The organism is Kribbella sp. NPDC048928 (assembly GCF_043197975.1).
In the GTDB taxonomy this organism is placed as follows: Bacteria; Actinomycetota; Actinomycetes; order Propionibacteriales; family Kribbellaceae; genus Kribbella.
On sequence record NZ_JBICUC010000002.1, the window covers coordinates 1,115,411 to 1,140,918 of the forward strand.

Annotated in this window: 25 protein-coding genes; 14 read left to right on the plus strand and 11 right to left on the minus strand. The window is 68.7% G+C overall.

Features of this window, described 5'->3' with window-relative positions; all coding sequences use genetic code 11:
• Positions 1-257: 257 nt before the first annotated feature.
• The gene (locus tag ACGFI6_RS12360) at positions 258-1,082 is read right to left on the minus strand and encodes an aldo/keto reductase (protein WP_393117704.1); all 825 of its coding nucleotides are present in this window, start codon (positions 1,080-1,082) and stop codon (positions 258-260) included.
• 62 nt (positions 1,083-1,144) lie between these two features.
• A complete protein-coding gene (locus ACGFI6_RS12365) occupies positions 1,145-2,230 on the minus strand; it encodes a winged helix DNA-binding domain-containing protein (protein ID WP_393117706.1) in 1,086 nt (361 codons plus the stop codon).
• A gap of 36 nt (positions 2,231-2,266) precedes the next feature.
• On the opposite strand from ACGFI6_RS12365, the gene ACGFI6_RS12370 reads away from it, so the two are divergent.
• Complete coding sequence (locus ACGFI6_RS12370) at positions 2,267-3,241, plus strand: hypothetical protein (protein ID WP_393117708.1); 975 nt, start codon at positions 2,267-2,269, stop codon at positions 3,239-3,241.
• Here the strand turns inward: ACGFI6_RS12370 and ACGFI6_RS12375 are convergent.
• Positions 3,234-4,415 carry a glycine C-acetyltransferase gene (locus tag ACGFI6_RS12375; protein ID WP_393117709.1) on the minus strand — a complete coding sequence of 394 codons (1,182 nt, stop codon included), beginning with the start codon at positions 4,413-4,415 and terminating at the stop codon, positions 3,234-3,236. The two genes, ACGFI6_RS12370 and ACGFI6_RS12375, sit on opposite strands and share 8 nt — an antisense overlap.
• Complete coding sequence (gene tdh, locus ACGFI6_RS12380) at positions 4,415-5,464, minus strand: L-threonine 3-dehydrogenase (protein ID WP_393117711.1); 1,050 nt, start codon at positions 5,462-5,464, stop codon at positions 4,415-4,417. The genes ACGFI6_RS12375 and tdh overlap by 1 nt, the downstream gene beginning before the upstream one ends.
• Positions 5,465-5,558: 94 nt before the next feature.
• Here tdh and ACGFI6_RS12385 point away from each other — a divergent pair, with 94 nt between their 5' ends.
• The 6 genes from ACGFI6_RS12385 to ACGFI6_RS12410 all read left to right on the plus strand — a co-directional run bounded on the left by ACGFI6_RS12385 (position 5,559) and on the right by ACGFI6_RS12410 (position 12,251).
• Entirely contained in the window at positions 5,559-6,200 is a 642-nt protein-coding gene (locus ACGFI6_RS12385) for a class E sortase (RefSeq protein ID WP_393117712.1), read from the plus strand.
• Between the two features lie 30 nt (positions 6,201-6,230).
• Entirely contained in the window at positions 6,231-6,776 is a 546-nt protein-coding gene (gene pyrE / locus ACGFI6_RS12390; protein WP_393117714.1) for an orotate phosphoribosyltransferase, read from the plus strand.
• Entirely contained in the window at positions 6,776-7,609 is an 834-nt protein-coding gene (locus ACGFI6_RS12395) for a hypothetical protein (RefSeq protein ID WP_393117716.1), read from the plus strand. Before pyrE ends, ACGFI6_RS12395 begins: the two co-directional genes overlap by 1 nt.
• A gap of 39 nt (positions 7,610-7,648) precedes the next feature.
• Complete coding sequence (locus ACGFI6_RS12400; protein WP_393117718.1) at positions 7,649-8,554, plus strand: LemA family protein; 906 nt, start codon at positions 7,649-7,651, stop codon at positions 8,552-8,554.
• Positions 8,555-8,771: 217 nt separating this feature from the next.
• Positions 8,772-11,750, plus strand: coding sequence for a BTAD domain-containing putative transcriptional regulator (locus tag ACGFI6_RS12405; RefSeq protein ID WP_393117719.1), 2,979 nt, complete (start codon positions 8,772-8,774; stop codon positions 11,748-11,750).
• Positions 11,751-11,837: 87 nt separating this feature from the next.
• Positions 11,838-12,251 carry a hypothetical protein gene (locus tag ACGFI6_RS12410; protein WP_393117721.1) on the plus strand — a complete coding sequence of 138 codons (414 nt, stop codon included), beginning with the start codon at positions 11,838-11,840 and terminating at the stop codon, positions 12,249-12,251.
• Positions 12,252-12,269: 18 nt separating this feature from the next.
• Here ACGFI6_RS12410 and ACGFI6_RS12415 read toward each other — a convergent pair whose 3' ends face one another.
• On the minus strand, positions 12,270-12,950 hold the full coding sequence (locus tag ACGFI6_RS12415) for a DedA family protein (RefSeq protein ID WP_393117723.1): 681 nt from the start codon (positions 12,948-12,950) through the stop codon (positions 12,270-12,272).
• Between the two features lie 60 nt (positions 12,951-13,010).
• On the opposite strand from ACGFI6_RS12415, the gene ACGFI6_RS12420 reads away from it, so the two are divergent.
• The 3 genes from ACGFI6_RS12420 (at position 13,011) to ACGFI6_RS12430 (ending at position 15,145) form a co-directional block, all read left to right on the plus strand.
• Positions 13,011-13,637, plus strand: a complete 627-nt coding sequence (locus ACGFI6_RS12420) for a TrmH family RNA methyltransferase (protein WP_393117725.1) — start codon at positions 13,011-13,013, stop codon at positions 13,635-13,637.
• Between the two features lie 42 nt (positions 13,638-13,679).
• A complete protein-coding gene (locus tag ACGFI6_RS12425) occupies positions 13,680-14,864 on the plus strand; it encodes an alpha-amylase family protein (protein WP_393117727.1) in 1,185 nt (394 codons plus the stop codon).
• A gap of 92 nt (positions 14,865-14,956) precedes the next feature.
• Complete coding sequence (locus tag ACGFI6_RS12430; protein ID WP_393117729.1) at positions 14,957-15,145, plus strand: hypothetical protein; 189 nt, start codon at positions 14,957-14,959, stop codon at positions 15,143-15,145.
• Here ACGFI6_RS12430 and ACGFI6_RS12435 read toward each other — a convergent pair.
• Genes ACGFI6_RS12435 through ACGFI6_RS12445 form a run of 3 tightly spaced genes read right to left on the minus strand, consistent with a single transcriptional unit; the run spans position 15,142 to position 18,843 of the window.
• Positions 15,142-16,878, minus strand: coding sequence for an FAD-dependent oxidoreductase (locus ACGFI6_RS12435; RefSeq protein WP_393117731.1), 1,737 nt, complete (start codon positions 16,876-16,878; stop codon positions 15,142-15,144). The genes ACGFI6_RS12430 and ACGFI6_RS12435 overlap by 4 nt on opposite strands.
• The gene (locus tag ACGFI6_RS12440) at positions 16,875-17,717 is read right to left on the minus strand and encodes an intradiol ring-cleavage dioxygenase (RefSeq protein WP_393117733.1); all 843 of its coding nucleotides are present in this window, start codon (positions 17,715-17,717) and stop codon (positions 16,875-16,877) included. The genes ACGFI6_RS12435 and ACGFI6_RS12440 overlap by 4 nt, the downstream gene beginning before the upstream one ends.
• A 16-nt stretch (positions 17,718-17,733) precedes the next feature.
• Complete coding sequence (locus tag ACGFI6_RS12445) at positions 17,734-18,843, minus strand: maleylacetate reductase (RefSeq protein WP_393117735.1); 1,110 nt, start codon at positions 18,841-18,843, stop codon at positions 17,734-17,736.
• 64 nt (positions 18,844-18,907) lie between these two features.
• Between ACGFI6_RS12445 and ACGFI6_RS12450 the strand changes: the two genes are divergently transcribed.
• Both ACGFI6_RS12450 and ACGFI6_RS12455 read left to right on the plus strand, forming a co-directional pair.
• Positions 18,908-19,690, plus strand: a complete 783-nt coding sequence (locus ACGFI6_RS12450) for an IclR family transcriptional regulator C-terminal domain-containing protein (protein WP_393117737.1) — start codon at positions 18,908-18,910, stop codon at positions 19,688-19,690.
• 54 nt (positions 19,691-19,744) lie between these two features.
• Positions 19,745-20,680 (plus strand): GNAT family N-acetyltransferase, encoded by a 936-nt coding sequence (locus ACGFI6_RS12455; RefSeq protein WP_393117739.1) that lies wholly within the window; start codon positions 19,745-19,747, stop codon positions 20,678-20,680.
• Here ACGFI6_RS12455 and ACGFI6_RS12460 read toward each other — a convergent pair.
• Both ACGFI6_RS12460 and ACGFI6_RS12465 read right to left on the minus strand, forming a co-directional pair.
• The gene (locus tag ACGFI6_RS12460; RefSeq protein WP_393117741.1) at positions 20,677-21,096 is read right to left on the minus strand and encodes a VOC family protein; all 420 of its coding nucleotides are present in this window, start codon (positions 21,094-21,096) and stop codon (positions 20,677-20,679) included. The genes ACGFI6_RS12455 and ACGFI6_RS12460 overlap by 4 nt on opposite strands.
• 81 nt (positions 21,097-21,177) lie before the next feature.
• On the minus strand, positions 21,178-22,197 hold the full coding sequence (locus ACGFI6_RS12465) for an SIS domain-containing protein (RefSeq protein ID WP_393117743.1): 1,020 nt from the start codon (positions 22,195-22,197) through the stop codon (positions 21,178-21,180).
• 139 nt (positions 22,198-22,336) lie between these two features.
• Between ACGFI6_RS12465 and ACGFI6_RS12470 the strand changes: the two genes are divergently transcribed.
• On the plus strand, positions 22,337-23,056 hold the full coding sequence (locus tag ACGFI6_RS12470) for a GntR family transcriptional regulator (protein ID WP_130388014.1): 720 nt from the start codon (positions 22,337-22,339) through the stop codon (positions 23,054-23,056).
• 225 nt (positions 23,057-23,281) lie between these two features.
• Entirely contained in the window at positions 23,282-24,307 is a 1,026-nt protein-coding gene (gene fbaA, locus ACGFI6_RS12475) for a class II fructose-bisphosphate aldolase (protein WP_393117745.1), read from the plus strand.
• Positions 24,308-24,501: 194 nt separating this feature from the next.
• On the opposite strand, the gene ACGFI6_RS12480 is transcribed toward fbaA, so the two are convergent.
• Positions 24,502-25,470 (minus strand): type IV toxin-antitoxin system AbiEi family antitoxin domain-containing protein, encoded by a 969-nt coding sequence (locus ACGFI6_RS12480; RefSeq protein WP_393117747.1) that lies wholly within the window; start codon positions 25,468-25,470, stop codon positions 24,502-24,504.
• Between the last annotated feature and the right edge of the window lie 38 nt (positions 25,471-25,508).

Consider the following 25,508-nt stretch of genomic DNA (forward strand, 5'->3'; position numbering starts at 1 on the left):
AGGTGCCGGCCCCGATGCCCGTACCGAGGACGCCGCGCCGTCACCAAGGCGGACCAGCCCCGCGCGAATTTGCCTGGTGGGCCAGGCAAATTCGGGGTTCTGCACCGTGGTTACCGGTGTAGAACCCCGAATTTCGTGGGTCTGCCAGGCAAATGTGTGGGTCTGCCAGGCAAATGGGAGCGGGGCGGCGGCGGTGGAGCGCGGGGGCGCGGGTCCGTTCGTCTGACCGCGCCGGGTGGGGGCGCGCCGGGGTGGGATCAGCCGAAGATGTCGGGGTCGCCGCCGGTGCGCTGCCCGGTCTCCAGGTCGGCGATCGCGGCCATGTCGTCGTTGTCGAGGCGGAAGTCGAAGACCTCGAAGTTCTCCTTGATCCGGCTCGGGGTGATCGTCTTCGGGATCACCACGTTGCCGAGCTGCAGGTGCCAGCGGATCATCACCTGGGCCGGCGACTTGCCGTACTTCGTGCCGATCGTCTCCAGCGCCGGGCTGCCGAGCAGCTGACCGGACGCGAGCGGGCTCCACGCCTGGGTGACGATGTCGTTCTCGGCGTTGAACGCGCGCAGCTCGTCCTGCGGGAGCGCCGGGTGCAGCTCGATCTGGTTCACCGCGGGGCGGATCGAGGTCTCCTCGAAGAGCCGCCGGAGCGCCGGCTCGTGGAAGTTCGAGACGCCGATCGCGCGCACCCGCTTGTCGGCGTACAGCTGCTCGAGCGCCTTCCAGGTGTCGACGTACAGATCGCGCTGCAGCGACTGCCAGTGGATCAGGTAGAGGTCGACGGTCTCCAGGCCGAGCTTCGCCAGGCTGGTGTCGAACGCCTTCAGCGTGCTGTCGTAGCCCTGGTCGGAGTTCCACACCTTGGTGGTGACGAACAGCTCGTCCCGCGGGATGCCGGCGGCGGCGATGGCGCGGCCGACGCCGGCCTCGTTGCCGTAGATCGCGGCGGTGTCGACATGCCGGTAGCCGGTCTCGAAGGCCGTCGTGACCACATCGGTGACGATCGCGTCCTCGACCTGCCAGACCCCCAGGCCCAGCTGCGGGATCTCGACGCCGTTGTCCAGAGTGATTGAGGGGACTGTACTCATCTGGCTATTCCACCCGGCAAATGGTTTCCGGCCCAGTCCTCTGACGTGTGACAACAACCTCATTAACCGTCCGTAACCACGCCGAACGACTTAGCGTCCGGCTCCAGGAACCGGATCAGCCCGCTGCCCTCACGCTCCAGCTCCGCCTGCGTCTTCTTGAGCGTCCGGCCGAACGGCGTCAGCGTGAGAGTGGCCACACCACGCTTCTTCTCGCTCGTCCAGAGCCCCGCGACCAGGCCGTCCACGGTGTACGTCGCCTTGACGCGGAGGTTCTTGGTGAAGACGGCCGGCTTGTGTTCGTCGGCGATGATCCGCTCGCGTTTCGCGTGCGAGAGCAGGAGGTTGTCGAACTCCGGGAGGAAGCACACCGGCGCCGGTGTGTCTGCATCCGGTCGCGGCGCATCCGGTACGTCGTACAGCGTCTTGCCCGCGTCGTCGGTCAATGTCACCAGATCGAGCTCGTCGAACAACGGCTTCGCCTTCGGCAGCCCGGACCAGGTCTGGAAGTCCGCGGGCGTGGCCGGGCCGAACGCCTGCAGGTATCGCGTGACGAGCTCGGTGGCCTCGGCCTTCGCGTGCAGCTTCTTGCCGATCCAGTCCTCCGCGGGGGTGAAGCGTGAGTTCGCGGTCCAGGACCAGCGGACGTCGGCGGGGTGCATCACGAGCGGCACGAGCATCCGCGTACAGAACCCGAGGGCGCGCTCGTTCACATCCGGGAACTGTTGTTGCAGTGCGTCGCGGACCTCGGTGAAGGTCAGCGGTTCCTTCGCGAGCAGCTTCTTCGCCGCGGCGACCACCTTGTCCGGCTCGAGTCCCGCGCCGCGGTCGCCCAGCACCTTCAACACCGCCTCGAGCACCGGCGCCACCGTCGTACGGAACCGCAGATAGTCCGCGGCAGTCACCAGATGCAACGTGCCCCGGAACATCGTCCCGCGGACGACCTCGCGCTCGCGGACGGCCCGATCCAGCTCGCCCTCCTCGAACCCGTCGATCCGCGACCACAACCCGACGTACGGATGCTTGGCCTCCTGCCCCTGCATCCCCACCAGCCGCCCCACCACCTCACCGGCCGGCACCGCCTCCCGCCCCAACAACAACTGCCGAGCCAACGTCGCCCGATTAACAGCCCGCCCACTCATCACCGCCATACCGGCATCCTGCCCGAGGACATGGACAATTGCCGGATGAAGTGGCGCAAGCAGCACAAGCGCGTTCCGGTGGCGGCGATGTCCATCGGGAGACTGGAACCGAGCAGTGCGGGCGCCGAACTTGTCGCGGTGTCGGTCGGCGCGGCGGGGGAGGCGGGTGCGCTGTGGGCTTCCGCTGCGGACGCTCCGCAGTTTCATGGGCGCGAAACTGGCCCGGGTGGCGCCAGCTTCCCGGTCGACCGGCTCGCTCGGCCGCTTCCGGTACGGGCGACGATCCACGCACCGGACCTGGTGCAGGAGATCGAGATCGCCGGACTCTCGCTGACCTTTCCGATGGTGCAGCCGATGCCCGGCGGAGGGTTCCTGATTGTCGCTCCGCGGGCACGGCGCGGCCAGGACCGCACGCCCCCGAACGCGATCCTGTACGACGCGGGCGGGCGGCCGGTCGGGCACGGGCTCTTCGGCGACGGGATCCAGCACGTGCTCGCCACGCCGTCCGGTGCGGTCTGGGTCGGGTACTTCGACGAGGGCGTGTTCGGCAACTACGGCTGGGGGTCCGGCGACGGCACCGAACCGATCGGGGCACCCGGCCTCGTTCGCTTCACGCCGCAGCTCGAGGCCGAGCCGGATGTCTTCGAGCTGGACATCGCCGATTGCTACGCGCTGAACGTCGACGGCGAGGCTGCGTGGAGCTGCTACTACACAGACTTCCCACTGGTCGAACTACGCGGTACGACGGTCAGGTCCTTTGGCAACACCGTGCAGGGCGCGAAGGCGGTCGCGATCCGCAGGGACGCTGTCGCCTTCTACGGCGGGTACGGCGACGACGCGGATCGGCTCGTCGTCGGACGGCTCGCGGACGGATACGTCCAGGTCGATCGCGAGTACCGGGTGGTGCGCCCCGACGGCGGCTCGATGGTCGGCGCCGAGGTCGTCGGACGGGGGCCGGCGCTGCATTTCTTCGTCGGCCCCGACTGGTACCGGCTGGATCCGGCTGAGCTGCTCAGCTGAGCGCGGCTCGGGCCTCGGTGAAGGCTGTGATGGCGCGTTCTACGTCTTCGGTGGAGTGGGCCGCGGAGAGTTGGACGCGGATGCGGGCCTTGCCTTGGGGGACCACGGGGTACGAGAAGCCGATCACGTAGATGCCCAGGTCGAGGAGCTTGTCGGCCAGGCGGCCGGCTGCGGCGGCGTCGCCGATCATCACCGGGGCGATCGGGTGGTCGCCGGGCAGCACGTCGAAGCCGGCCTCGGTCATCTTGGTGCGGAAGAGCTTGGTGTTCGCGGTGAGCTTGTCGCGGAGGTCGCTGGAGCCGCCGATCAGCTCGAGCGCCTTCAGGGAGGCAGCCGTCACCGACGGGGCCAGCGAGTTCGAGAACAGGTACGGGCGGGAACGCTGCCGCAGCAGCTCCACGATCTCGCGGCGGGCGGATACGTATCCACCGGAGGCGCCGCCGAGTGCCTTGCCGAGCGTCCCGGTGACGATGTCGACGCGGTCCTGCACGCCGAACAGCGACGGCGTGCCCGCACCGTCGTCGCCGACGAAGCCGACCGCGTGCGAGTCGTCGACCATCACCAGCGCGTCGTAGCGCTCGGCCAGGTCGCAGATCTCGTCCAGTGGCGCGACGTACCCGTCCATCGAGAACACGCCGTCGGTGGCGATCAGCCGGTACCGCGCGTCCGCCGCGTCCTTGAGCTGGGCCTCGAGATCGGCCATGTCGCGGTTCTTGTAGCGGTACCGCTTGGCCTTCGAGAGCCGGACGCCGTCGATGATGCTGGCGTGGTTGAGCTCGTCGGAGATGATCGCGTCCGCGGCCCCGAGCAGGGTCTCGAAGAGGCCGCCGTTCGCGTCGAAGCAGGAGCTGTAGAGGATCGTGTCCTCGGTGCCGAGGAAGTTGCTCAGGGCACCTTCCAGGTCCTTGTGGATCTGCTGCGTACCGCAGATGAACCGGACCGACGACAGCCCGAATCCCCAGCGGTCCAGGGCGTCCTTGGCCGCCGCGACAACCTCCGGGTGGTCGGACAGGCCGAGGTAGTTGTTCGCGCAGAAGTTCAATACTTCGTTGCCGGTGGCAACCGAGATCAGTGCCTGCTGTGGCGAGGTGATCACCCGCTCGGACTTGTACAGCCCGGCGTCCCGGATCTCGCCGATGGTGGTCGTCAAATCGTCCCGCATCGATGCGAACATCAGTGCTTCTCCTCCAGGGATTCCGTCGTCCAGTCCATGATCACCTTGCCGCACTGCCCCTGGCGCGCGACGTCGAACGCGCGCTCGAAGTCGCCGTACCCGAACCGGTGGGTGATCACCGGCGTCAGGTCAAGGCCGCGTTCGAGCATCACCGACATCGAGTACCAGGTCTCGAACATCTCCCGCCCGTAGATGCCCTTGATCGTCAGCATGTTGAGCACCACCGTGCCCCAGTCGATCGCGATCTCGTCGGACGGCAGGCCGAGCATCGCGACCTTCCCGCCGTGGGTCATGTTCGCGAGCATGTCGCGGAGCGCGGCCGGCTGCCCGGACATCTCCATCCCGACGTCGAAGCCCTCGCGCATCCCGAGGCTCTGCTGCGCCTGCGCGATCGTCTCCTCGGCGACGTTCACCGCGCGGGTGACGCCGATCTTCCGGGCCAGGTCCAGCCGGTACTCCGACAGGTCGGTGATCACCACGTTCCGCGCACCCGCGTGCAGGGCGACCGCGGCGGCCATCACGCCGATCGGGCCGGCGCCGGTGATCAGAACGTCCTCGCCGACGAGTGGGAACGACAGCGCCGTGTGGACCGCGTTGCCGAACGGGTCGAAGATCGCGGCGACGTCGAGGTCCACCGGGTCCTTGTGCACCCACGCGTTCATCGCCGGGAGCGCGACGTACTCCGCGAACGCACCCGGTACGTGGACGCCGAGGCCGCGGGTCTTGATGCACAGGTGCCGGCGGCCGGCCCGGCAGTTGCGGCAGCGGCCGCACACCAGGTGCCCCTCACCGCTGACCAGGTCGCCGACCGCGACGTCGCGTACGCCGACGCCGATCTCGACCACCTCGCCGCAGAACTCGTGGCCGGTGACCATCGGGACCGGGACGTTCTTCTGGGCCCACGGGTCCCAGTTCTGGATGTGCAGGTCGGTGCCGCACAAGCCGGTCCGGAGTACCTTGATCAGTACTTCGTCGGCCTCGATCTTCGGCTCCGGAACATCCTGCAACCACAGACCGGGCCGAGCCTCGGCCTTCACGAGCGCCTTCATGCCCACATCGTCGTCCTGGGCAACCACCCCCGTCCATCGACACGTCGTACACAAGCTTTTCAGTCCAACTGCATACGGGCCCTACCCTGGTCGCATGCGGGGAGTGATCAGGGGGCTCGGGATCGTGTTCCTGGTGGCTGGGCTCGGGGCGCTCGGCTGGGTCGGGTGGCAGTACTTCGGGACCGGGATCGCCGCGAACGAGCAGATGGGGAAGGCCAAGGGCTCGCTCCGGCAGCAGTGGCAGAAGCCTCCGACGGCGCCGTCCACGACTCCTACGACCACGGCTGCTCCGAAGTCCGGGGAGCCGTTGGCGTTGTTGCGGATCCCGAAGTTCGGTACGGACTGGGAGAAGCCGATCGTGCAGGGCGTCGCCGCGGACGACCTGGCGCGCGGGATCGGGCACTACCCGCAGACCCAGCTGCCCGGACAGCCCGGGAATTTCGCGATCGCGGGGCACCGCGTCACGCACGGTTCGCCGTTCCGCAAACTGCTCGACCTGCGAGCCGGCGACGAGGTCGTGGTCGAGACCGCCGACTCCGTGTATACGTACACACTGGACGCCTCGCCGCGCGACCTGACCGTCCCGCAGACCGACACCTGGGTCCTCGACCCGGTCCCCGGCAAGCGCCAGCCGCCGACCCGATCGATCATCACGCTGACCACCTGTCAGGACCTGTTCCACTCCCCGGACCGCTCCGTCGCCTTCGGCCACCTGACCAAGGTCACCAAAAAGTAGCGGCCCGACCGTCCTCTAAGCTCAAGGCTCATGAGCTACGACCGGGACGGACTGCTGGAGCAGGTCAAGAGCAAGGCGATCGTGCACGGGCGGGTGACGCTGGCGTCCGGCAAGGAGGCCGACTACTACGTCGACCTGCGGCGCATCACGCTCGACGCAGCCGCCGCGCCGCTGATCGGCCCGGCGATGCTCGAGCTGACCAAGGACCTGGAGTTCGACGCGGTCGGCGGCCTGACGCTCGGCGCGGACCCGGTCGCGATGTCGATGTTGCACGCCGCCGCCCAGCAGGGCCGTACGCTCGACGCCTTCGTCGTACGGAAGGCCGAGAAGACGCACGGACTGCAGCGGCGGATCGAGGGTCCGGACGTGAAGGGCCGGCGGGTGCTCGCGGTCGAGGACACGTCGACGACAGGCGGGTCGGTGCTCACCGCCGTCGAGGCGTTGCGCGAGGCCGGCGCGGAGGTGGTCGCGGTCGCGGTGATCGTGGACCGTTCGACCGGCGCACAGGAACGGGTCGAGGCGGAAGGGCTCGAGTACCGGACCGTGTTCGGGCTCGAGGACCTGGGGCTCGGCTGATGCGCGGCAGCACAGTACTGATCATCCTGGTCGCGCTGCTGGTCGCCGGCGGGATGTTCTACTTCAACTACTACCGGGCCAAGAAGCGGCGCGAGCTGTTCGCCGGGTTCGCCACCCAGCAGGGCTGGTCGTACGTGCCGGTCAACAACTCGCTCGCCGGCCAGTGGGGCGGTACGCCGTTCCAGACCGGTGACAACCGGCGGGTCAAGAACGTGCTGTCCGGTCCGTACAACGGGCACCAGATGGTTGCCTTCGACTACAGCTACCAGACGCATTCGACCGACTCCAAGGGCCGCCGTACGACGACCACGCACAACTTCGGCGTCGTCGTGCTGCAGATGCCGGGCGCGCTCCCGCAGTTGCAGGTGACGCATGAGGGGATCTTCGGCGGCGCTATCGCGAACGCCTTCGGGTTCCGCGACCTGCAGTTCGAGAGCGAGCAGTTCAACCGGGCGTTCCGGGTGAAGGCCGACGACGAGCGGTTCGGGCACGCGGTGGTGACGCCGCGGATGATGGAGATGCTGCTGGCCCGCGGTGAGATCGGCTGGCGGTTCGAGGGGAACTCGCTGGTCGGCTGGGACAGCGGTGCGCACAACCCGAACGAGGTGATGAACCGGCTCGCCCTGCTGCAGCAGGTGGTCGAGAACGTTCCGCCGTACGTCTGGCGCGACTACGCCGGCGTCGACCCCCGCCCCCAGGAGCAGACCCCGCAACAGTTGCCGCCCCAACAGGTCCCGCCCCAGCAGCAGTACCCGCAGCAGGCGGCGTACCCGCAGCAACCGCCTGCCTACCCGCCGCAGCAGCAACAGCCCGGCGGACCTACGTACCCGTAGAGTCGCTCTCAGCACTGCCAACTCTCGGGAGCTCTTGTCATGCTTTGGGTCATCCTCGCGATCGTCGCGGTCATCGTCATCGTGGCGATCCTGCTGATCACGTCGTACAACCGGTTCGTCAAGCAGCGAAACCTGATCCAGGAGTCGTGGCGGCAGATCGACGTCGAGTTGCACCGCCGGTACGACCTGATCCCGAACCTGGTCGAGACGGTGCGCGCGTACGCGGCGCACGAGCGGCACGTGTTCGAGGAGGTCGCTCGGCTGCGTACCCAGGCGGTCAACACCCAGGGCGCGAACCCGGAGCAGCGGGCGGCGGCCGAGGGCCAGTTGTCCGGCGCGCTGCGGCAGATGATGATCTCGGTCGAGCAGTACCCGCAGCTGCAGTCGAACCAGAACTTCCTGGGTCTGCAGCGCGAGCTGACCGACACCGAGGACCGGATCGCGGCCGGCCGCCGGTTCTACAACGCGAACGTCGGCGACTACAACACCCGCATCGAGGCGTTCCCGTCGAACCTGATCGCGAACGGCTTCAAGTTCGAGAAGGCCGGGTACTTCGAGGTCAAGGACGAGCAGGTGCGCGCGGTGCCGCAGGTCTCGTTCGGCACCATCGGTTCGGTCGCGGGTGAGCAGGCGCCGCCGCAGATGCAGCCGGGTGCGCCGTCGTCGGGTCAGATCCACCCGCAGATGCCGGGCGACCAGGGCGGCTACCAGCAGGGCAACTTCCAGCAGGGCTACCCGCAGCAGCAGATCCCGGGCGGCTACCAGCAGCAGCCGGCCCAGCAGCAGCCCGCTCAGCAGCCGCCGTACCAGGGTCAGCCGGGTCAGGGCCAGTACCCGACGCAGCAGCAGGGTCAGGGGTACCAGGGAGAGCCACCGGTGGGCGGGCCGCCTGCGGGTTCCCCCGCGCCACAGGACGGACAGCCGCCATTCACCGGTGGCCAGTAGGCACCGGTTCCCCGTGATCCAGGTCCCCCGATCCAGGACTCACTCCCAGTGCCAGGCCCGGTGTGACGGCGGTCAAGTCGCCACCTCCGGGCCTGCCCTCCCCCCGGTACCTGTGTCAACAGTGCCGGACTGAGATACATCCGGCGTACATCGGCCTTCCCGCCGGGGACCGGCGGATGCCACGATAGGTCGGTTCAAGAGTGGAGAGGCCGAGCGTGTGGACAGTCTGAGGTACGGAATCCTCGGACCTCTGCGGCTCGTTCACGCCCAGGGACAGCCGCTCAAGGCCGCCAAGCCGCGCCAGTTGCTCGCGACGCTGCTCCTGCACCCGAACCGGTTCGTCTCCACCGACCTGATCGCGGACGCGCTCTGGGAGAGCAACCCGCCGCGGTCCGCCACTGCCAACATCCGGACGTACGTCCGCGCGCTCCGCGGTGTCCTTCAGGACGCCGGCCTGCCTGCGCCGATCGACACGTCGGCCGCGGGCTACAGCATCGAGGTGGGTGTCGACGAGCTCGACGCCAGCCTGTTCGAGTCGCTGCTGGCCGAGGGCGGTCACCTGCGGGACGCGGGCGACGGCCGCCAGGCGATGCAGGTGTTGTCTCGCGCGTACTCGCTCTGGCGTGGTCGTCCGCTCGAGGACCTGCCGATGCCGGCCGCGTGGGAGGGCTCCATAGCCCGCCTCGAGGCACAGCACCGCGGGCTCGTCGACACGCTCCTGGACCTGCGGCTCGAGTACGGCGACGCGAGTGGTGCTGCCGTACTGCTGAGCGCGCGGCTGACCGACGACCCGTACGACGAGCAGCTGTGGCGCCGCCTGGTCGACGCGCTCGTGGCAGCGGGACGTGTCGGCGAAGCACGAGCGGCGTACGCCAAGGCAGTACAGACGCTCGCCGACGAGCTAGACATCAAGCCAGGCCCGGAACTGGAAGCCGCCGGCGCCCGCGCCGAGAACGGCCGCTCGGCCAACTGGCCGAACCCAGGCATCCCCGCGGACCGTACGGCGGAACGCCCGAGCCCCGCCGCGCCGCCCGGGCCGATGGCGGCGCCCGAGCTGACCGACCCGGTGCGGCCGCCGAGCCAGCTGCCACTCGACCTGGCCGACTTCAGTGGCCGGCAGGACCACTTGGAGCAGCTGCGCGACCTGGTCTGCGGCCGCGACCCGGTGCGCCCGCCGATCGCGGTCATCACCGGTGCGCCGGGGACCGGAAAGACCTCGCTCGCTGTACGGCTGGGGCACCTGGTCCGGGAGCACTTTCCGGACGGGCAGATCTATCTGGACATGCACGGCGCGACGCAGCCACGTGATCCGGCCGCGGCGCTGACCGACCTGTTGCTGAGCCTCAACCTGCCCGACTTCGCGATCCCTACTGATCCCGAGCGCCGTTCGGCGATGTTGCGGTCCGAGCTGGCGAGCCGCCGGGTGCTGATCATCCTCGACGACGTGGCGACCGCAGGTCAGGTCGCTGCGCTGATGCCTGGTACCGGTGCGTCGGCGGTGGTGGTGACGAGCCGCAACCGGCTGATGGACCTGGCCGGGGCGAGCACGCCGCTCGACACGTTCGACGACCACGAGGCCGCGGGACTGCTGGCGTCGGTGGCCGGCGCCGGCCGTATCGACCCGTCGTCCCCGGAGGCCGAGGAGATCCTCACCGCGTGCGCGAACCTGCCGCTCGCGATCCGGATCGTCGGCAGCCGGCTGGCGCAGCGACCCGATCTGAGCGCGCGCGAGCTCGCCCGGCGCCTACGCGACGAGACCTCCCGGTTGGACGAGCTGAGCATCGGTGAGCTCGCCGTACGGACCAGTGCGGACCTGAGCTACGACGCGCTCAGCTCCGAAGAGGCCCGGCTGTACAGGCTGATCGGGCACTTCGCGGTCGGTGTCTTCTCGGCGCGTGCGCTCGAAGCGGTCGCGTCGCCGGCCGCCGTACGGCGCAGTCTGGACCGGCTGATCGAGGTCAACCTGGTCCGGATCAGCTCGGTCGACGACCGCGGTACGGCGCGCTACCGGGTGCACGATCTGCTCCGGCTGCACGCCCTCGGGGTCGGCACCGACGAGCAGCAGGCGCAGGCGGTACGGGACGTCGAGACCGTCGTCGACGCGATCCTGAACAAGCTCCGCCGCGCCAACGATGCCTTGTCCTTCGAGTACTTCGGCGTTCTCGAACACACCGGCCCGCTGACCGCGCCGGACCCGTCGCCGTTCACCGACGCGGATGCGATCGCCTGGCTGGACAGCGAGCGCAGTACGTTCGTGCCGGCCATCCGGGCCGCTGCGCAGAACGGCCTGCACGAGTACGCGTGGCGGATCGCGGCGGCCTGGGGACCGTACCTGGATCTGCGGGCCGGCTTCGACGACTGGAACGGCTCGCACCAGCAGGGCCTGCTGAGCGCGGTCGAGTGTGGGGACCGGCACGGCGAGGCGATCATGCACCGCAACCTCGGCCAGCTCGCGGTCTATCAGGACGACTGGGACACCGCGCGCCGGCACTTCGACGCGGCCGCTCAGGCCTTTGCTGAGGTCGGCGACCGGCTCGGTGAGGGGGTTGCGGCCGTCGGCCTCGGGACCTGGTTGCGCGAGCGCGGCGAACGTGACGCAGGGCTCGCGCAGTACGAGAAGGCGATCGAGGCGTTCGTCGAGGACGGCAACGCGAACGCCGAGGCCCTGGCACGGACGGCCGCCGCGAACGTCTACCTGGTCCGCGGCGACCTGGTGACCGCGCGGCGGTACCTGGCGCAGGCGTTCGTGATCGCTGTCCGGCGGGCGGACGCGCACCGGGAGGCCAAGGTACGCAGGCGGATCGCGGCGCTCCGGGTCACACAGGGGCGGCACGAGGAAGCCGTACGGCAGCTGCGCAAGGCGCTGGCGATCTTCGACGGGATGGGCGACGACCACTGCGCCGCGTACACCCGGGCGCTGCTCGGGCGGGCGCTGACAGAGCGCGGTGAGGTGGCTGCGTCCCGCAAGACCCTGCTGGACGCGATGGACATCGGCCACCGGCTGGGTGATCGCAGCGTCGAAGGGCAGGCGGCGCAGTACCTCGGCGAGCTCTACCTATCCACGGGCAGTCTGGAGAACGCCCGCCGTACTCTCGAGCGCGCGGCGCGTGTCTGGCAGCAGGCCGGCAACGACGCGGCCGCCGCGGACTGCAGGCGGCTCCTGGTCGGATCGGAGACGGGTGTAACGGCCGGCTGAAATGTACGGCGGCTGTATCCGGGTTCGCCAAGATTTCAACCATGCCACGGCACGCAGGCCGAGGACGGGGGATCGGGGAGGATGCCTATGGCCTGGGTGGGGGAGGTTGCCGTGGAGCGCGGGAACGTCCCGCGGGTCGCGAACCCGCGGGACAGCGAGGCAGCGTTGAACTGGCAGCTGGAACGGGTCGGTTCGGCGGCGTGGCTGGACTGGCCGTTGAAGTTCCAGCGGATGGCGTTCGGTTACGCGCACGACAGCGGCTGGCACGACGCAGCCGATGCGGTTCGCTGGCTCGACCACCACAGCCTGCTCCGTGAAGGGGCGGCGCCACGGGGGGCGCTGGTCTGGTACCAGGCGGCAGACCGGATCCGGGTGGCTTGTGCACTCGGCTCCGGTCAGGTGGTCGGCCCGCTACCGACCGGAGCGGTTGAGGTCGCGGACCTGGCCGTGCTGAGCACGGACTGGGTCTGGTCGGACCCGCACTTCCCCTTCGGGCACTGAGGTTCCAGCTGCGGGTTTCTAGTTCGTCTTGGAGGCGGCGTGCTTCGGTGCGTCGCCGTTGCGCTTGCGGTTGCGGCGCCGGGCCAGTACGTACTCGACGACCATCGGGATCAGCGAGATCAGCACCAGCAGGACCAGCGTGGCCTCGAGGTTCTTGTGGATGAACTCGACGTGGCCGAGCGCATGCCCGAGCAGCGTGATGCCCGGCGCCCAGATCACGGCGCCGACACCGGTCCAGAGGAAGAACTTCTTCGGGTCCATCTTCCCGGCGCCGGCGACGATCGTGATGAAGGTCCGGACGATCGGTACGAACCGGGCCAGCACCAGCGCGCGCGGACCGTACCGGTCGAAGAACTCGTGCGTCTGCTCGATGTACTTCGGCTTCAGGATCCGGGCGTTCGGGTTCTTGAACAGCGACGTTCCGAGGAAGCGGCCGATGTAGTAGCCGGACACGTTGCCGAGGAACGCTGCCACCGTGAGCATGATGCAGGCCAGCCACAGCGGGACGTTGATGGTGCCCTGGGCGATGAAGAGGCCGACCGCGAACAGCAGCGAGTCACCGGGCAGGATCGGGAACAGCACCCCGCACTCGATGAACACGACCAGCATCGTGCCCCAGAGGGCCCAGTTACCCATCCAGTTCAGCAGGTACTCGGGGTCCATCCAGGACGGCATCAGCATCGCGACAAGAGGAAGCACGCGGACAGGGTAGCGTCCCGACCTGTGCGAGAGCTGAGCAGTGACCTGCGGGGATCCGACATGGTGGGGCCGAGCGAGGTCGGCGTCGGCCCGTGGGCAGGCGAGCGGCCCGACGACCCGCGGCTGGATCCCGAGCTGCTCGCGAACGGCGATCGGCGCAACGTCGTGGACAAGTACCGGTACTGGAAGCTCGAGGAGATCGTCGCCGATCTGGACGAGCACCGGAACCCGTTCCACGTCGCGATCGAGAACTGGCAGCACGACCTGAACATCGGCTCGGTGGTGCGGACGGCAAACGCGTTCCTCGCCTCCGAGGTGCACATCGTCGGCAACCGGAAGTGGAACCGCCGCGGCGCGATGGTGACCGACCGGTACCAGCACGTCCGGCACCACCCGACGCTGGCCGATCTGACGACGTACGCCGCTGAGGCCGGTCTGCCGGTGATCGGCATCGACAACCTCCCCGGCTCGGTGCCGCTGGAGACCTACGACCTGCCGGCCGGCTGCGTCCTCCTCTTCGGCCAGGAAGGCCCGGGGCTCACTCCTGAGGCGCATGAGATCTGCACCGCCGTGCTCTCGATCGCCCAGTTCGGCTCGACCCGGTCGATCAACGCCGGCGCGGCCGCCGCGATCGCGATGCACGCGTGGATCCGGCGACACACCTTCAGTCAACCGTCGAGCAGCTGATCGGTGGCGCGATCATTCCTACGCTGGTGCTGAGGAGGCGTTATGTGGCCTGACCATGCGATCTGGTGGCAGATCTTCCCGCTCGGCTTCACGGGTGCGGAGCCCACTGCGGTGCCCGACGTCGTGCACCGCTTGCCCCAGTTGGAGAACTGGCTCGACTACGCGATCAACCTCGGCTGCTCGGGCATCCTGCTCGGGCCGATCTTCGCCGCCGAGACGCACGGGTACGACACGATCGACCACTTCCGCATCGATCCGCGCCTGGGTGACGACGCGGACTTCGATCGCCTGATCGCGGCGGCGCACGCGCGCGGTCTCCGGGTCGCGCTCGACGGCGTCTTCAACCACGTCGCACAATCGTTTGCGCACCCGTCCTGGTTCCGACAGGGTGCGGGCGGCCTCGCCACCTTCGAGGGGCACGAGCACCTCGTCGCCCTCGACCACAGCAACCCCGAGGTCGCGCAGTACGTCAGCGACGTCCTCCGGTTCTGGAACGATCGCGGCATCGACGCCTGGCGCCTCGATGCCGCGTACGCGGTCCCGCCCGAGTTCTGGCGCAGCGTGCTGCCACGAGACCGCGACGTCTGGTACTTCGGCGAGGTCATCCACGGCGACTACGCGGCGTACGTGGAGAAGAGCGGGCTCGACTCCGTCACGCAGTACGAGCTGTGGAAGGCGATCTGGAGTTCGCTCAACGACCGGAACTTCTTCGAGCTCTCGTACGCGCTCGGCCGGCACAACGCGCTGCTCGACACCTTCGTACCGCAGACGTTCGTCGGCAACCATGATGTGACCCGGCTCGCGACGGTGCTCGAGGACGAGCGGCACCTGGAGCATGCGCTGGCGATCCTGTTCTTGGTCGGCGGGGTACCGAGTGTGTATTCGGGCGACGAGCAGGCGTTCCGGGGTCTCAAGGAGGAGCGTGCCGGCGGCGACGACGCGATCCGGCCGGCGTTCCCCCCGACGCCCGAGGAGCTCGCGCCGCAGGGTTGGCCGACGTACCGGGTGCATCAGGAACTGATCGGCGTACGTCGGAGGCATCCGTGGCTGACCCGGGCGCGGACGACGGTCGAGCACCTCACCAACGAGACGGTCGCGCTCCGCAGTACGGACGGGGAAGAATGGGTCCTCCTGCTGCTCAACGTGTCCGACCAGGAGCAGACGTTCCCACTCGCCGACACGCCCGTGGTGCCCGCTCACGCGTGGAAGTTGTTGACAAGTACGTAACTTCCGGCGGCGTGCTTCCGTTGTTCTTGACGACAGAAGTGAGGCCTTCTCGTCGTAACTGGTTTTGTGACGGGGAACATGGGGGTTTGCTGATGAACGCTCTGTGGGACGAACTGATACATGAGCTGGGCACCGTGCGCGCGTTGAGCGCCGCAGCTCTGGAAGCGCGCTCGGAGACTTCCCGGGTCGCGCTGATCACCCTCCTGGACGCCGAGACCGCGGAGATCTCGGCGATCCTCGACCAGATCCTCCGCAAGGCCGAGGCTTCTTCAGCGGCTTAGGGCGTGTCTCCTAAAAGACTGCGCATCGCCTGACGCAGGGCTTCGGTTGCGTCGTCGGGCTGCTCGGACGCGCGGTACGCGATGTGTGCGTCCGGGCGGACGAGCAGACAACCGTTGTCCGGGATCTCGCGTGCCCGCGCCCAGTCGCCGTACAGGTCGTCCAGCTCGCGACCGGGGCCGATGACGAGCGGCTCGATCGGTACGCCGAGCTGCTCGGACACGGACTGCGCCGCCTTGACCCAGGCATCGCCACCGATGCCGGTGAGCAGCGTGAATCGGCCCTTGCCGACCACGTCCAGCGTGCTCACGGTGTCCGATCCGCGCGTCAGCCAGCAGTGCGGGAGGCGCGCGCCCGGGTAGGTCGTCGGGTGGTAGTAGAGCTCCGGATCGCGCTCGTACGGCGGCTCCGGAGTGCCGTCCGCGATGACGGCCGTCGAGCTGTAACGGTGTCCGAGCTCGACGCCGTGTGCGTTGAACTCGTAGTCCTTGAGCTCGATCGCCTGCCGCAGTTCCTCGCGTTGTGCGGCACCTTCCGGGGAGTCGTCCTTGCGCGAGTCGATGGTCCGTCCGGCCGGTGCGTCCGGCGTCATCCCGAGCGCGCGGAAGATCTGGCCGAACTGGTTCCGGCTCTTGTTGGCACGGTCAACGATCTGCCGGGCGATCGGGACGCGCTCCTCGTCGTAGGTGGCGAGCAGCTCCGGCGCGGCCTGCCCTTTCACCACCAGGGCGAGCTTCCAGGCCAGGTTGTACGCGTCCTGGATCGACGTGTTCGAGCCGAGACCGTTGCTCGGCGGGTGCCGATGGATCGCATCACCCATACAGAACACGCGACCCTTCGAAGCCTTCTCGGCGTACATGTGGTTGACGCTCCACACCGACGTACCCGTCAGCTTCACGTCGATCGTGTCGTCGCCGACCAGGTTGTGCACGATCTCGGTCGCCATCGCCTCGTCCACGACCGGCGCCGGCTGCGTGATGTCGTAGCCCCAGACGATCAGCCACTCGTTCCACGGGCGGACCATGCGAACCAGCCCGGCGCCGATCCCGCCGATCTGCGCACCCGGCTGCAGGACCCAGTACAGGACGCTGGGGCGATGCGCGACGTACCGGCTGAGGTCGGCCTCGAACACGATGTTCATCGAGCCCTCGATGTCCATCGCGCCCGCCATCGGCAGGTCGATGTCCTGGGCCACCTTGCTGCGCCCGCCGTCCGCGCCGATCAGGTACTTCGCGCGGATCTGGTACGTCGTGCCGCTCAGCCGGTCGCGCACCGTCGCCGTGACACCGTCGTCGTCCTGCTCGAGCGTCTCGTACTCGGTGTTGAAGCGCAGTCGCGCGCCGCGGCTCGCCGCCGTACTGACGAGGATCGGCTCGAACAGCGTCTGCGGCAGGTCCATCGGCAGGCACGGGCTCGCCTCGGTGTAGTCGGCCAGTCGGCGCGGATGCGTTCCCCAGGTACGGATCCGGCCGATCTCCTCGCCCGCGAGGCTGGTGCAGAACGCGGTCTCGCCCATCAGATGATGCGCGGTGCCCTTGCCCACGACCTGGTCCTCGATGCCCATGTCGCGCATCAGCTCGACCGTGCGCTGGTTGGTGATGTGCGCGCGGGGCGTGTTCGCGGTCCAGCCGTACCGGGTCAGGACGATGTTGTCGACACCGTACGTCGACAGGAAGAGCGAGGCTGCGCCGCCGGCTGGGCCGCTGCCGACAATCAGCACGTCGGTCGTGATCATCCCTGCGTCTCCTCGGTGGTCGCGAGTACGAGGTCGTAGTCGACGGTGTAGTAGGTCTTGTCGTCCTGATGCTCGGTGAAATCGGCGATCAGGGACTGCTTGACCCCGAAGACCGCGTCGCTGCCGAGGTACTCGTCGCCGGCCGCGAAGACATGCGTGATGAGGCGTGCGTATCCAGGAGCGGTGACCATGAAATGGATATGCGCCGGCCGCATCGGGCCGCGGCCGCCCGCCCGCAGCAGTTCGCCGACCGGGCCGTCGTCCGGGATCGGGTACGCGACCGGCTTCACTGCCCAGAACCTGTAGTTGCCCGCAGCATCAGTCGTCAGATGCGCGCGGTTCTGCGGACCGTCCAGGTCCTTCTGGACGTCGTAGAACCCGTCCTCGTCGGCCTGCCAGGTCTCGACCAGGGCTCCGGCGATGGGCTCGCCCTTGGTGTTCAGGACCCGGCCGCTCACCAGGCACGGCTGTCCCGGAGCACCGTTCGCGATGTCGTCGCCGAGCTGCGCCTCGGGTGATCCCTCGACGAAGAACGGCCCGAACACGGTGGACTGCGTGGCCTCAGGCGGCTTCTTGTTGCCCAGTCCGACGGTCAGCATCGACAGTCCGAGTACGTCGGCGAGCAGCACGAACTCCTGCCGCGTGCCGGTCGAGATCTGACCGGTCCTGGTCAGGAAGTCGATCGCGGTGAAGTACTCGTCCTCGCTCAGCTCGACCTCGCGCGCGAACGCGTGCAGGTGCCGCACCAGGGCGCTCATCACGTCGCGGTAGCGGTCGCTCGTACTGTCACTGAAGCTGGCCACCACGGCCTCGGTCAGGTCATCGCCTTGCAGGTCCATCCGCTCTCCTCGCTCTTCAAGGTCGCGCGCCGTCCCAGGCCCGGGTCAGGATCTCTCGCACCAACTCCTCGGTCACCGGGACCGGATTCTCCGTCGGCCGGAACGCCGCGGCCGCCTCGTCCACCTGCGCCGCCGTCATCCCCAACTGCTGCAAACTCGTGGCCGTCCCAGCCTGCTGGAACAGGTCGAACAGTCCGCCCGTCAGATCTGTGCTCGGTGTGTCCAGTGCGGTCGTGAGGCGTGCTGCTGCTTGCGGTACGGCCAGGGCGTTGATGCGGACTACCTGTGGGAGCACGGCTGCGTGTGTCTCCGCGTGCGGGAGGTTGTAGGTGCCACCAAGCAAGTGGCACAGCTTGTGGTGCAGGCCGGTGCCAGCAGTCGCCAATGCGGAGCCGGCGAGACAGGCGCCGTACAGAAGCTTGCCTCGGGCATCTAGATCGTACGGGGCCGCGAGCACTTCTCGTAGTCCGCTGCTCAAAGCCCGGAGACCTTCGACGGCGGTCGTCTCCGTGATCGGATCGGCCCTCGGTGTCCACACCGCCTCGACGCAGTGCGCGATCGCATTCGCCACACTCGCCGCGGTCACCTTCATCGGCAGGTGCTGACTCAACACCGGGTCGTACACCACAACCCGAGGCAGCACCCGCAAGTCCGTCCCCGTCGTCTTGCGACCGCCGTACGTCTCGCCCCACACCGGCGTCATCTCAGACCCCGCATAAGTCGTAGGCACCGCCACAACCCCCAGCCCCTCCCCGCCGTGGCTCGTGCTGGTGAGGGCGATTGCTTTGGCCAGTCCGATGGCTGATCCGCCGCCGATGGCGACGATCCCGTCCGCGTCGACCTCATGTGCCTTGGCGCGGGCGCTGTCCGCGACTGCGGTCGGCACGTGCTGCGCCACACCGTCGATCCGCCCGGCGAACCGCTCGTTCAGTTGCACCTCGACCACATCCGCCGCATCGCGCGCGGAACTCGTCGCAATCACCAGCACCCGCCGTACGCCGAGCGCCTCGACCTCGGACGCAACCTGATCCAGCGCCCCGGCACCGAACACCACCCGCCCCGGCAGGAACGTGTGAACGAACGCGCCCGGCAGCGGGGCGGGTGGGGGTTCGCCTGGACCTGTCATCCGTTGCTCCGCTAGGATTTCGCTCAGCGAATAGTTCTTCTTTCAACGAAAAGCAGGCTAGCCGATGGCGGGTGACGCGTCTACCGGGACGTTTCTGCAGGGGCTGGAGCGCGGGCTCGCGGTGATCAGGGTGTTCTCTGCCGAGGCGCCGTCGCTGACACTCAGCGAGGTGGCGCGCGCCGTCGGCATCAGCCCGGCGACCGCCCGGCGGATCCTGCTCACACTCGAAGAGCTCGGCTACGTGCGCAACGACAATCGCCGCTTCGCGCTCACCCCGCGCGTGCTCGCGCTCGGCTGGGCCTACCTGTCGTCGCTGGATCTCGGCGAGCTCGCCGGCCCGTTCATGGAAGAGCTCAGCGCGAAGACCCGGGAGTCCTGCTCGATCGCGACCCTCGACCTCCCGGACATCGTGTATGTCGCCCGCGTGCCGACCAGCCGGATCATGACCGTCGCGCTCGGAGTCGGCGCCCGGCTGCCGGCGTACCCGACGTCGATGGGTCGCGTGCTGTTGTCCGGCCTGCCCGACGACGAGCTCACCGCGTACCTGGAATCGCTGCGGGCCGAAGCACTGACGGATCGCACGCTCACCTCCGTCGACAGCCTCCGCGCCACGATCACCACAGCCCGAATCGACGGCTACGCGCTCGTCGACCAGGAGCTCGAGCTGGGCCTCCGCTCGATCGCGGCCCCGATCCGGAACTCCCGCGGCCGGATCATCGCCGCCCTCAACGTCTCCGCCCACGCCTCCCGCTCGACCCCCACCTCGCTCCACGAAGAGTTCCTGCCCCACCTCCAAGAAGCCGCAACCCAAATCACCACCGCCCTGACCCACCGAGGCCACCTCTGAAGCTCGCGCCGAATCCGGAAGTGGTTCGACCGGAACCGGGCCTAGCATCGGCTCATGGACCAGACGTTCAGCGGGGAGATCATCGAGTGGCGCGGTCCGGCGCCGTACTACTTCGTTCCCGTACCGGACGAGGATGCGGACGCCCTGCGGACGGTCGCCGCAGCCGCCAGTTACGGCTGGGGCATGCTCCCGATCCGCGCCCGGATCGGTACCACGGAGTGGAAGACGTCGCTGTTCCCCAAGGACGACGGCTACCTGCTCCCGTTGAAGGACGCGGTACGCAAACCCGCCGGCCTGGACGCGGGCGACACAGTGGAGGTCGAGCTCTCGTTCGACGCGATGCCGCGCCAGGTGCGGCAGCCGATCCAGCGCCAGCCTGTCGTTCGCCCGAAAGGCTCGCGGGAGCCCGTCACCCCAGAGCAACTCAAGATCGTCCCGGCGAACGAGGCCTCCGTCGAGGAACTGCAGGCCGTCTTCGCGACCGGCGACCCGGCGCGCTGCTCGTGCCAGCGGTTCCGGATGCTGCCGAAGGAGTCGTGGGCCTCGGAAGGCCCCGAGGAACTCGCCGCCCGGCTCCGTGAGCAAACCGCCTGCGGTAACCCAAAGGCTCCGTCGACGACAGGTCTGATCGCGTACCTCGACGGCGAACCTGTCGGCTGGTGTGCGGTCGCACCGCGCGCCGATCACGCGCGCCTGCTGCGCGACTATCGGGTGCCGTGGCTGGGCCGCGACGAGGACAAGACCGACCCCACGGTGTGGTCGCTGACCTGCTTCGTCACGCGCGCCGGCTACCGTCGCCGAGGCATCAGCCGCGCCCTGGCCGGTGCCGCTGTCGACTTCGCCCGCGAACGTGGCGCCCAGGCGATTGAGGGCTACCCGGACTTCGTCGACGGCGGTTCTGTAGGCACCCCCGCCACCTTCACCGAAGCGGGCTTCACGGAAGCGTGCCGCCCCAGCCCTCGCCGAGCCGTCATGCGCATCGACTTCTAGGGCGTGAGGTCCTGCAGAACCTGTAGGTAGTGAGGGTTGGTCATGATGCCGATCAGGTTGCCGAACGGGTCGACCACCGACGCCGTCCGGAAGCCGGTGTTGTTGCCGCGCTCGACGATCGCCTCGTTGACTGTCGCGCCGAGGTCGACCAGCCGCGCGAGCGTGGCCTCCAGATCGTCCACGTGCCAGTGCACGATCGCCCCAGCAGGAGTCGGCCCGACCAGGTGTGTCGCGTACTTGGCGTCGATGATCCCCAGCTCGCACTGGAAGTCGCCGAACCGGAACTCGACGTACGCGGGCTCCTCCGCGCTGGGCACGGCGTAGTACGCCTCGATCCCCAGCAACTTCTCGTACCAGTCCCGTGCAGCCTTCACATCGGCGGCGTAGAAGCTGACGGTCGCAAGTCCTCGCAGCATCGTGGTGGTCCTCTCTCAGGTCGTCCCGGTTGACGACCACCACGCTGCCACCCAAAGTGCTCACCCAGTGAGCACTTTGATTCAGTCGGTTTGAGTGACCTTCCGGAGGCCGCGGGGAGCGTCCGGGTCGAGGCCGAGCTTGCGGGCCAGGAGCTCGATCGCGCGCTGAGCCGGGATGACCAGGGCGAGCGGCGCCAAGGTCTCGGGCAGGTCCGGACCGGCCAGGTTCACGTCGCAGCGGGACGCGAACGTCGAGTCGCCGCCGATGCCGAGGATCTTGCTGCCCTTCTCGCGGACGATGCCGGCCAGCTCGATCATGCCGGGCAGCGCGGGGCCCTCGCCCGCGGTCACCAGGATCGTCACCAGGTCGGAGTCGACGACCGCGATCGGGCCGTGCTTCAGGTCGGCGTACGAGAGTCCGCGCACCGGCTGCAGGCAGGTCTCCTCGAGCTTCAGCGCCACCTCGAGGGTGGTGCCGAACGTCAGCCCACGTCCGCTCGCGAGAACGTCGTGCGCGCCCGCCAGCAGGTCCGCCGCCGCCTCGACCGATCCGGACAGCATCTTGGTCGCGGCGTCCGGAACCCAGGCGATGTCCGCGTCCAGCATCCCCGGCCGCGGCGCCAGTGCGTCCACCGCGACGGTGATCGCGGCCAGCTGGGTCGTGTACGTCTTGGTGGCCGGCACAGCGAGCTCGTGACCGGCCTGGGTGATCAGGGCGACGTCGGCCGTCGATGCGAGCGGGCTGTTGCCGTCGTTCGTGATACCGACGATCGCGGCACCGTTCCGCTTCGCCCACTCGGCCGTGTCGACTATCTCCTGGGTTGCGCCCGACTGGCTGACCGCGACGACCAGCGAGTTCGAGAGGTCGAGGTTGGCGCCGTACAGCGTGGCCACCGACGGGGCGGCCAGGGACGCCTGCCGGCCGGCGTGGATCTCGGTCAGGTACCGCCCGTAGACGCCGGCGTTGTCGGAGGATCCGCGGGCCACGAAGATCACGTTCCGGCGCCCGGCGGCCAGCCGGGTGACGTCGTGCCGCAGCGGCAGAACATGCTCGAACGTGGCGGCGAGCGCGGCCGGCTGCTCGGCGATCTCGGCCGCCATCCGGGTTTCCTGGGTGGGGACAGACACCACTGCGATCACTGGTCCTATCTGGTCTTAACAGGTATGCTGCGCACGATAGCAGTGAGCGGCGCTCCGGGGCACCCCCGAGATCCGCCCAGGTCTGGAGGATCGAGATTCCATGGTGGCGACCAAGCGGGCCCAGGTCCGATCGGTGCTGGAACGGCTGATCGACGTCGAGCTGCATCCGGGGGACCCGATCCCCTCCGAGCGTGCCCTGGTGGACAAGCTGAACGTCTCCCGGGTGACCGTCCGGCAGGCGATCAGCGACCTGGTCGAGTCCGGCGCCCTGGAGCGGGTGCACGGCAAGGGGACGTTCGTCACCGGTCCTCAGGTCGACTCGCAACTGCACCTCACCTCGTTCTCCCGGGAGATGCGGGCCCGCGGGCTCGAGCCGGGGACCGTGGTGCTGTCGGCCAGCGAGATCGAGGCGTCCGACGAGACCGCCAAGGGCCTTCGCGTCGCGAAGGGCACCAAGGTGATCCGGGTCGAACGGCTCCGCACCGCCGACGCGTCGCCGATGGCCTACGAGGTCGGCTACTACCCGTCCGCGCTCTTCCCCGGCCTGCTCGGCCGTGAGCTCGGCACCCTGTACGACGTCTTCGCGAGCGAGTACGACGTCGTCGTCACCTCCGGCGAACAGACCGTCCGGGCGGACAACGCCGACGGTCATGTCGCCCGGGTGCTCGGCGTGGCCCGGCGGGCACCCCTGCTGGTCCTCGAGCGCACCACGTTCGCCGGCCGCAAGGTCGTCGAGCTGTCCTGGTCGGCGTACCGCGCCGACCGCTACCGGCTGCACATGGCCCTGACTCCGCGCGGCCCGCGAACCGGGTCCGCCTGATCCATCCCGCAGGACCGGCCGGCCCGGCGGCGGCCTCCGCACCCGGAGGACATCCGGCCGCAACGAACTGGATCGGTCCTGTTCACCAACTGGTCTGCATCCCTGCTGATCGCTCCCCGGCCACCGGGCCGGTTCGGCAGGTGGGCCGCCGGTCACGACGAAGTGCCGGACGGCAATACTGGAGCCGAACCCACAAGAACTGTGTTGTGAGGAGTACCGCGAGACATGCCTATTGCAACCCCTGAGGTCTACGCCGAGATGCTGGACAAGGCCAAGCAGAACCGCTTCGCCTACCCGGCCATCAACGTCAGCTCCTCGCAGACGCTGATCGCTGCGATCCGCGGCTTCGCCGAGGCCGGCTCGGACGGCATCGTCCAGGTCTCCACCGGTGGCGCCGAGTACCTGTCCGGGTCGACCGTCAAGAACATGGTCACCGGCTCGGTCGCGCTGGCGGCCTACGCGCACGAGGTCGCCAAGAACTACTCGGTGAACATCGCGCTGCACACCGACCACTGCCCGAAGGACAAGCTGGACGGCTTCGTCCGGCCGCTGCTGGAGATCTCCGCCGAGCGCGTCGCCCGCGGCGAGAACCCGCTGTTCCAGTCGCACATGTGGGACGGCTCCGCGGTCCCGCTGACCGAGAACCTGGAGATCGCCAAGGACCTGCTGGCCAAAGCGGCCGCGGCCCGGATCGTCCTGGAGATCGAGGTCGGCGTCGTCGGTGGCGAGGAGGACGGTGTCGCCAACGAGATCAACGAGAAGCTCTACACCACGGTCGAGGACGGCCTGGCCACGGTCGAGGCGCTCGGCACCGGTGACAATGGCCGCTACCTGACCGCGCTCACCTTCGGCAACGTGCACGGCGTCTACAAGCCGGGTGCGGTCAAGCTGCGGCCGGAGATCCTGGGCGAGATCCAGGACCAGGTCGGCGCCAAGGTCGGCAAGGAGCGCCCGTTCGACCTGGTGTTCCACGGCGGCTCCGGCTCCACGCTGGAGGAGATCCGCGCGGCGGTCGACCACGGCGTCATCAAGATGAACGTCGACACCGACACCCAGTACGCGTTCACCCGGCCGGCGGCCGCGCACATGTTCACCAACTACGACGGCGTGCTGAAGGTGGACGGCGAGGTCGGCAACAAGAAGGCCTACGACCCGCGCGCCTGGGGCAAGGCGGCCGAGCAGGGCATGGCGAACCGTGTCGGCGAGGCCTGCGAGAGCCTGCGCTCGACCGGTACCTCGCTGAACGCCTGACCTTCCGCGCCTGACGGGCGCAAGCAGTCCATCGAACAGGCCTGCTCCGGGGAACTTCCTGGGGCGGGCCTGTTCAGTCTTCGACGACAAGACCATCAGCTCTGCATTGGCCACGGATACAGTCCTTTCGGTCGGCTACGCGTTGGAGAAGGTCGTTCAGCTGTTCGCCACCGCGTTGAAGGGCAACGGGTAGGTCAGCGGACCCGGGCGAGGTCGAAATGCCGGAGTCCGGTCCGGCGGGCGGCTCGGGCGAACGTGGTTCGGATGCGGTCGGCCACGGTCGCGGGGTCGTCGAGGTCGGTCCACGGGATCCAGCAGTGCTCGACCGGTCGAGGGCCGTCGGAGATCGACGACTCGGCGATCGGGTCGTCCGTACCGGGCTCGGAATCCTCGCTGCCGAAGGGGAAACGCGGCTCGAACTCGACAATTGTGCGTTCCTCGGGGAACCACAAGCCCTCGGCCGGCTGGTCCTCGGGATCCGGCGGATCGAGATCCGGAGGCGGCGACTGGCTGGGCGCCGGGAGCCCTTCCGTGCTGAGGATGTGGCGCAGACGCGACTCCGCGATCGAGGCCGCGCCGGTCAGTTGTCCGAGGATCTTGGACGCCCGCTTGTTGCCGTGGTCAAGGATCGCGACCGCGTGTTTGAGCGCACGTCGGTCGACCGCGCCGGTGAACATCGCCGCGTCGGCGAGCACCACCGCGGGCGCGGCCGGTGCGGTCGCAGCCACCTCCGCGATCGCGCGGGCCGGCGAGACCATGTGCAGCGTGTTCCACAGTTGCAGGCCCGGGCCGACTGGGTCGCGGATGTGGCGGTGCACGCCGCGCAACCGGCCGGATCGGCCGTCCGCGGCGGTCACATGCACACGCGTGAGGTCGAGACCCCAGACAGGTAAGGCATGCAGGGCCGCAGCGGACTGGTGGCTGGCGAACACCCCGGGCCCGCTCCTGCGCAGGACCCGGTAGATCTGCCGCAGGTGCAGGACCTCGTCGGTGACGAGCATGAGCGATCGATGGGCGGCATACGTCCCGCGCCGGATCCGGCGCCAGCGGCCCGAGTCCAGCAAGGTGTCGATGTCAACGTCGGCGTACCCGCAGGCACGTGCGTCGGCCCGGGTGAACACGCCACCACGGATCGACGCCATCACGGCAAGTTGAGGATTCATGCCCAAGAACTTGCCGCGTTTCGACCCGCTCCCGACCG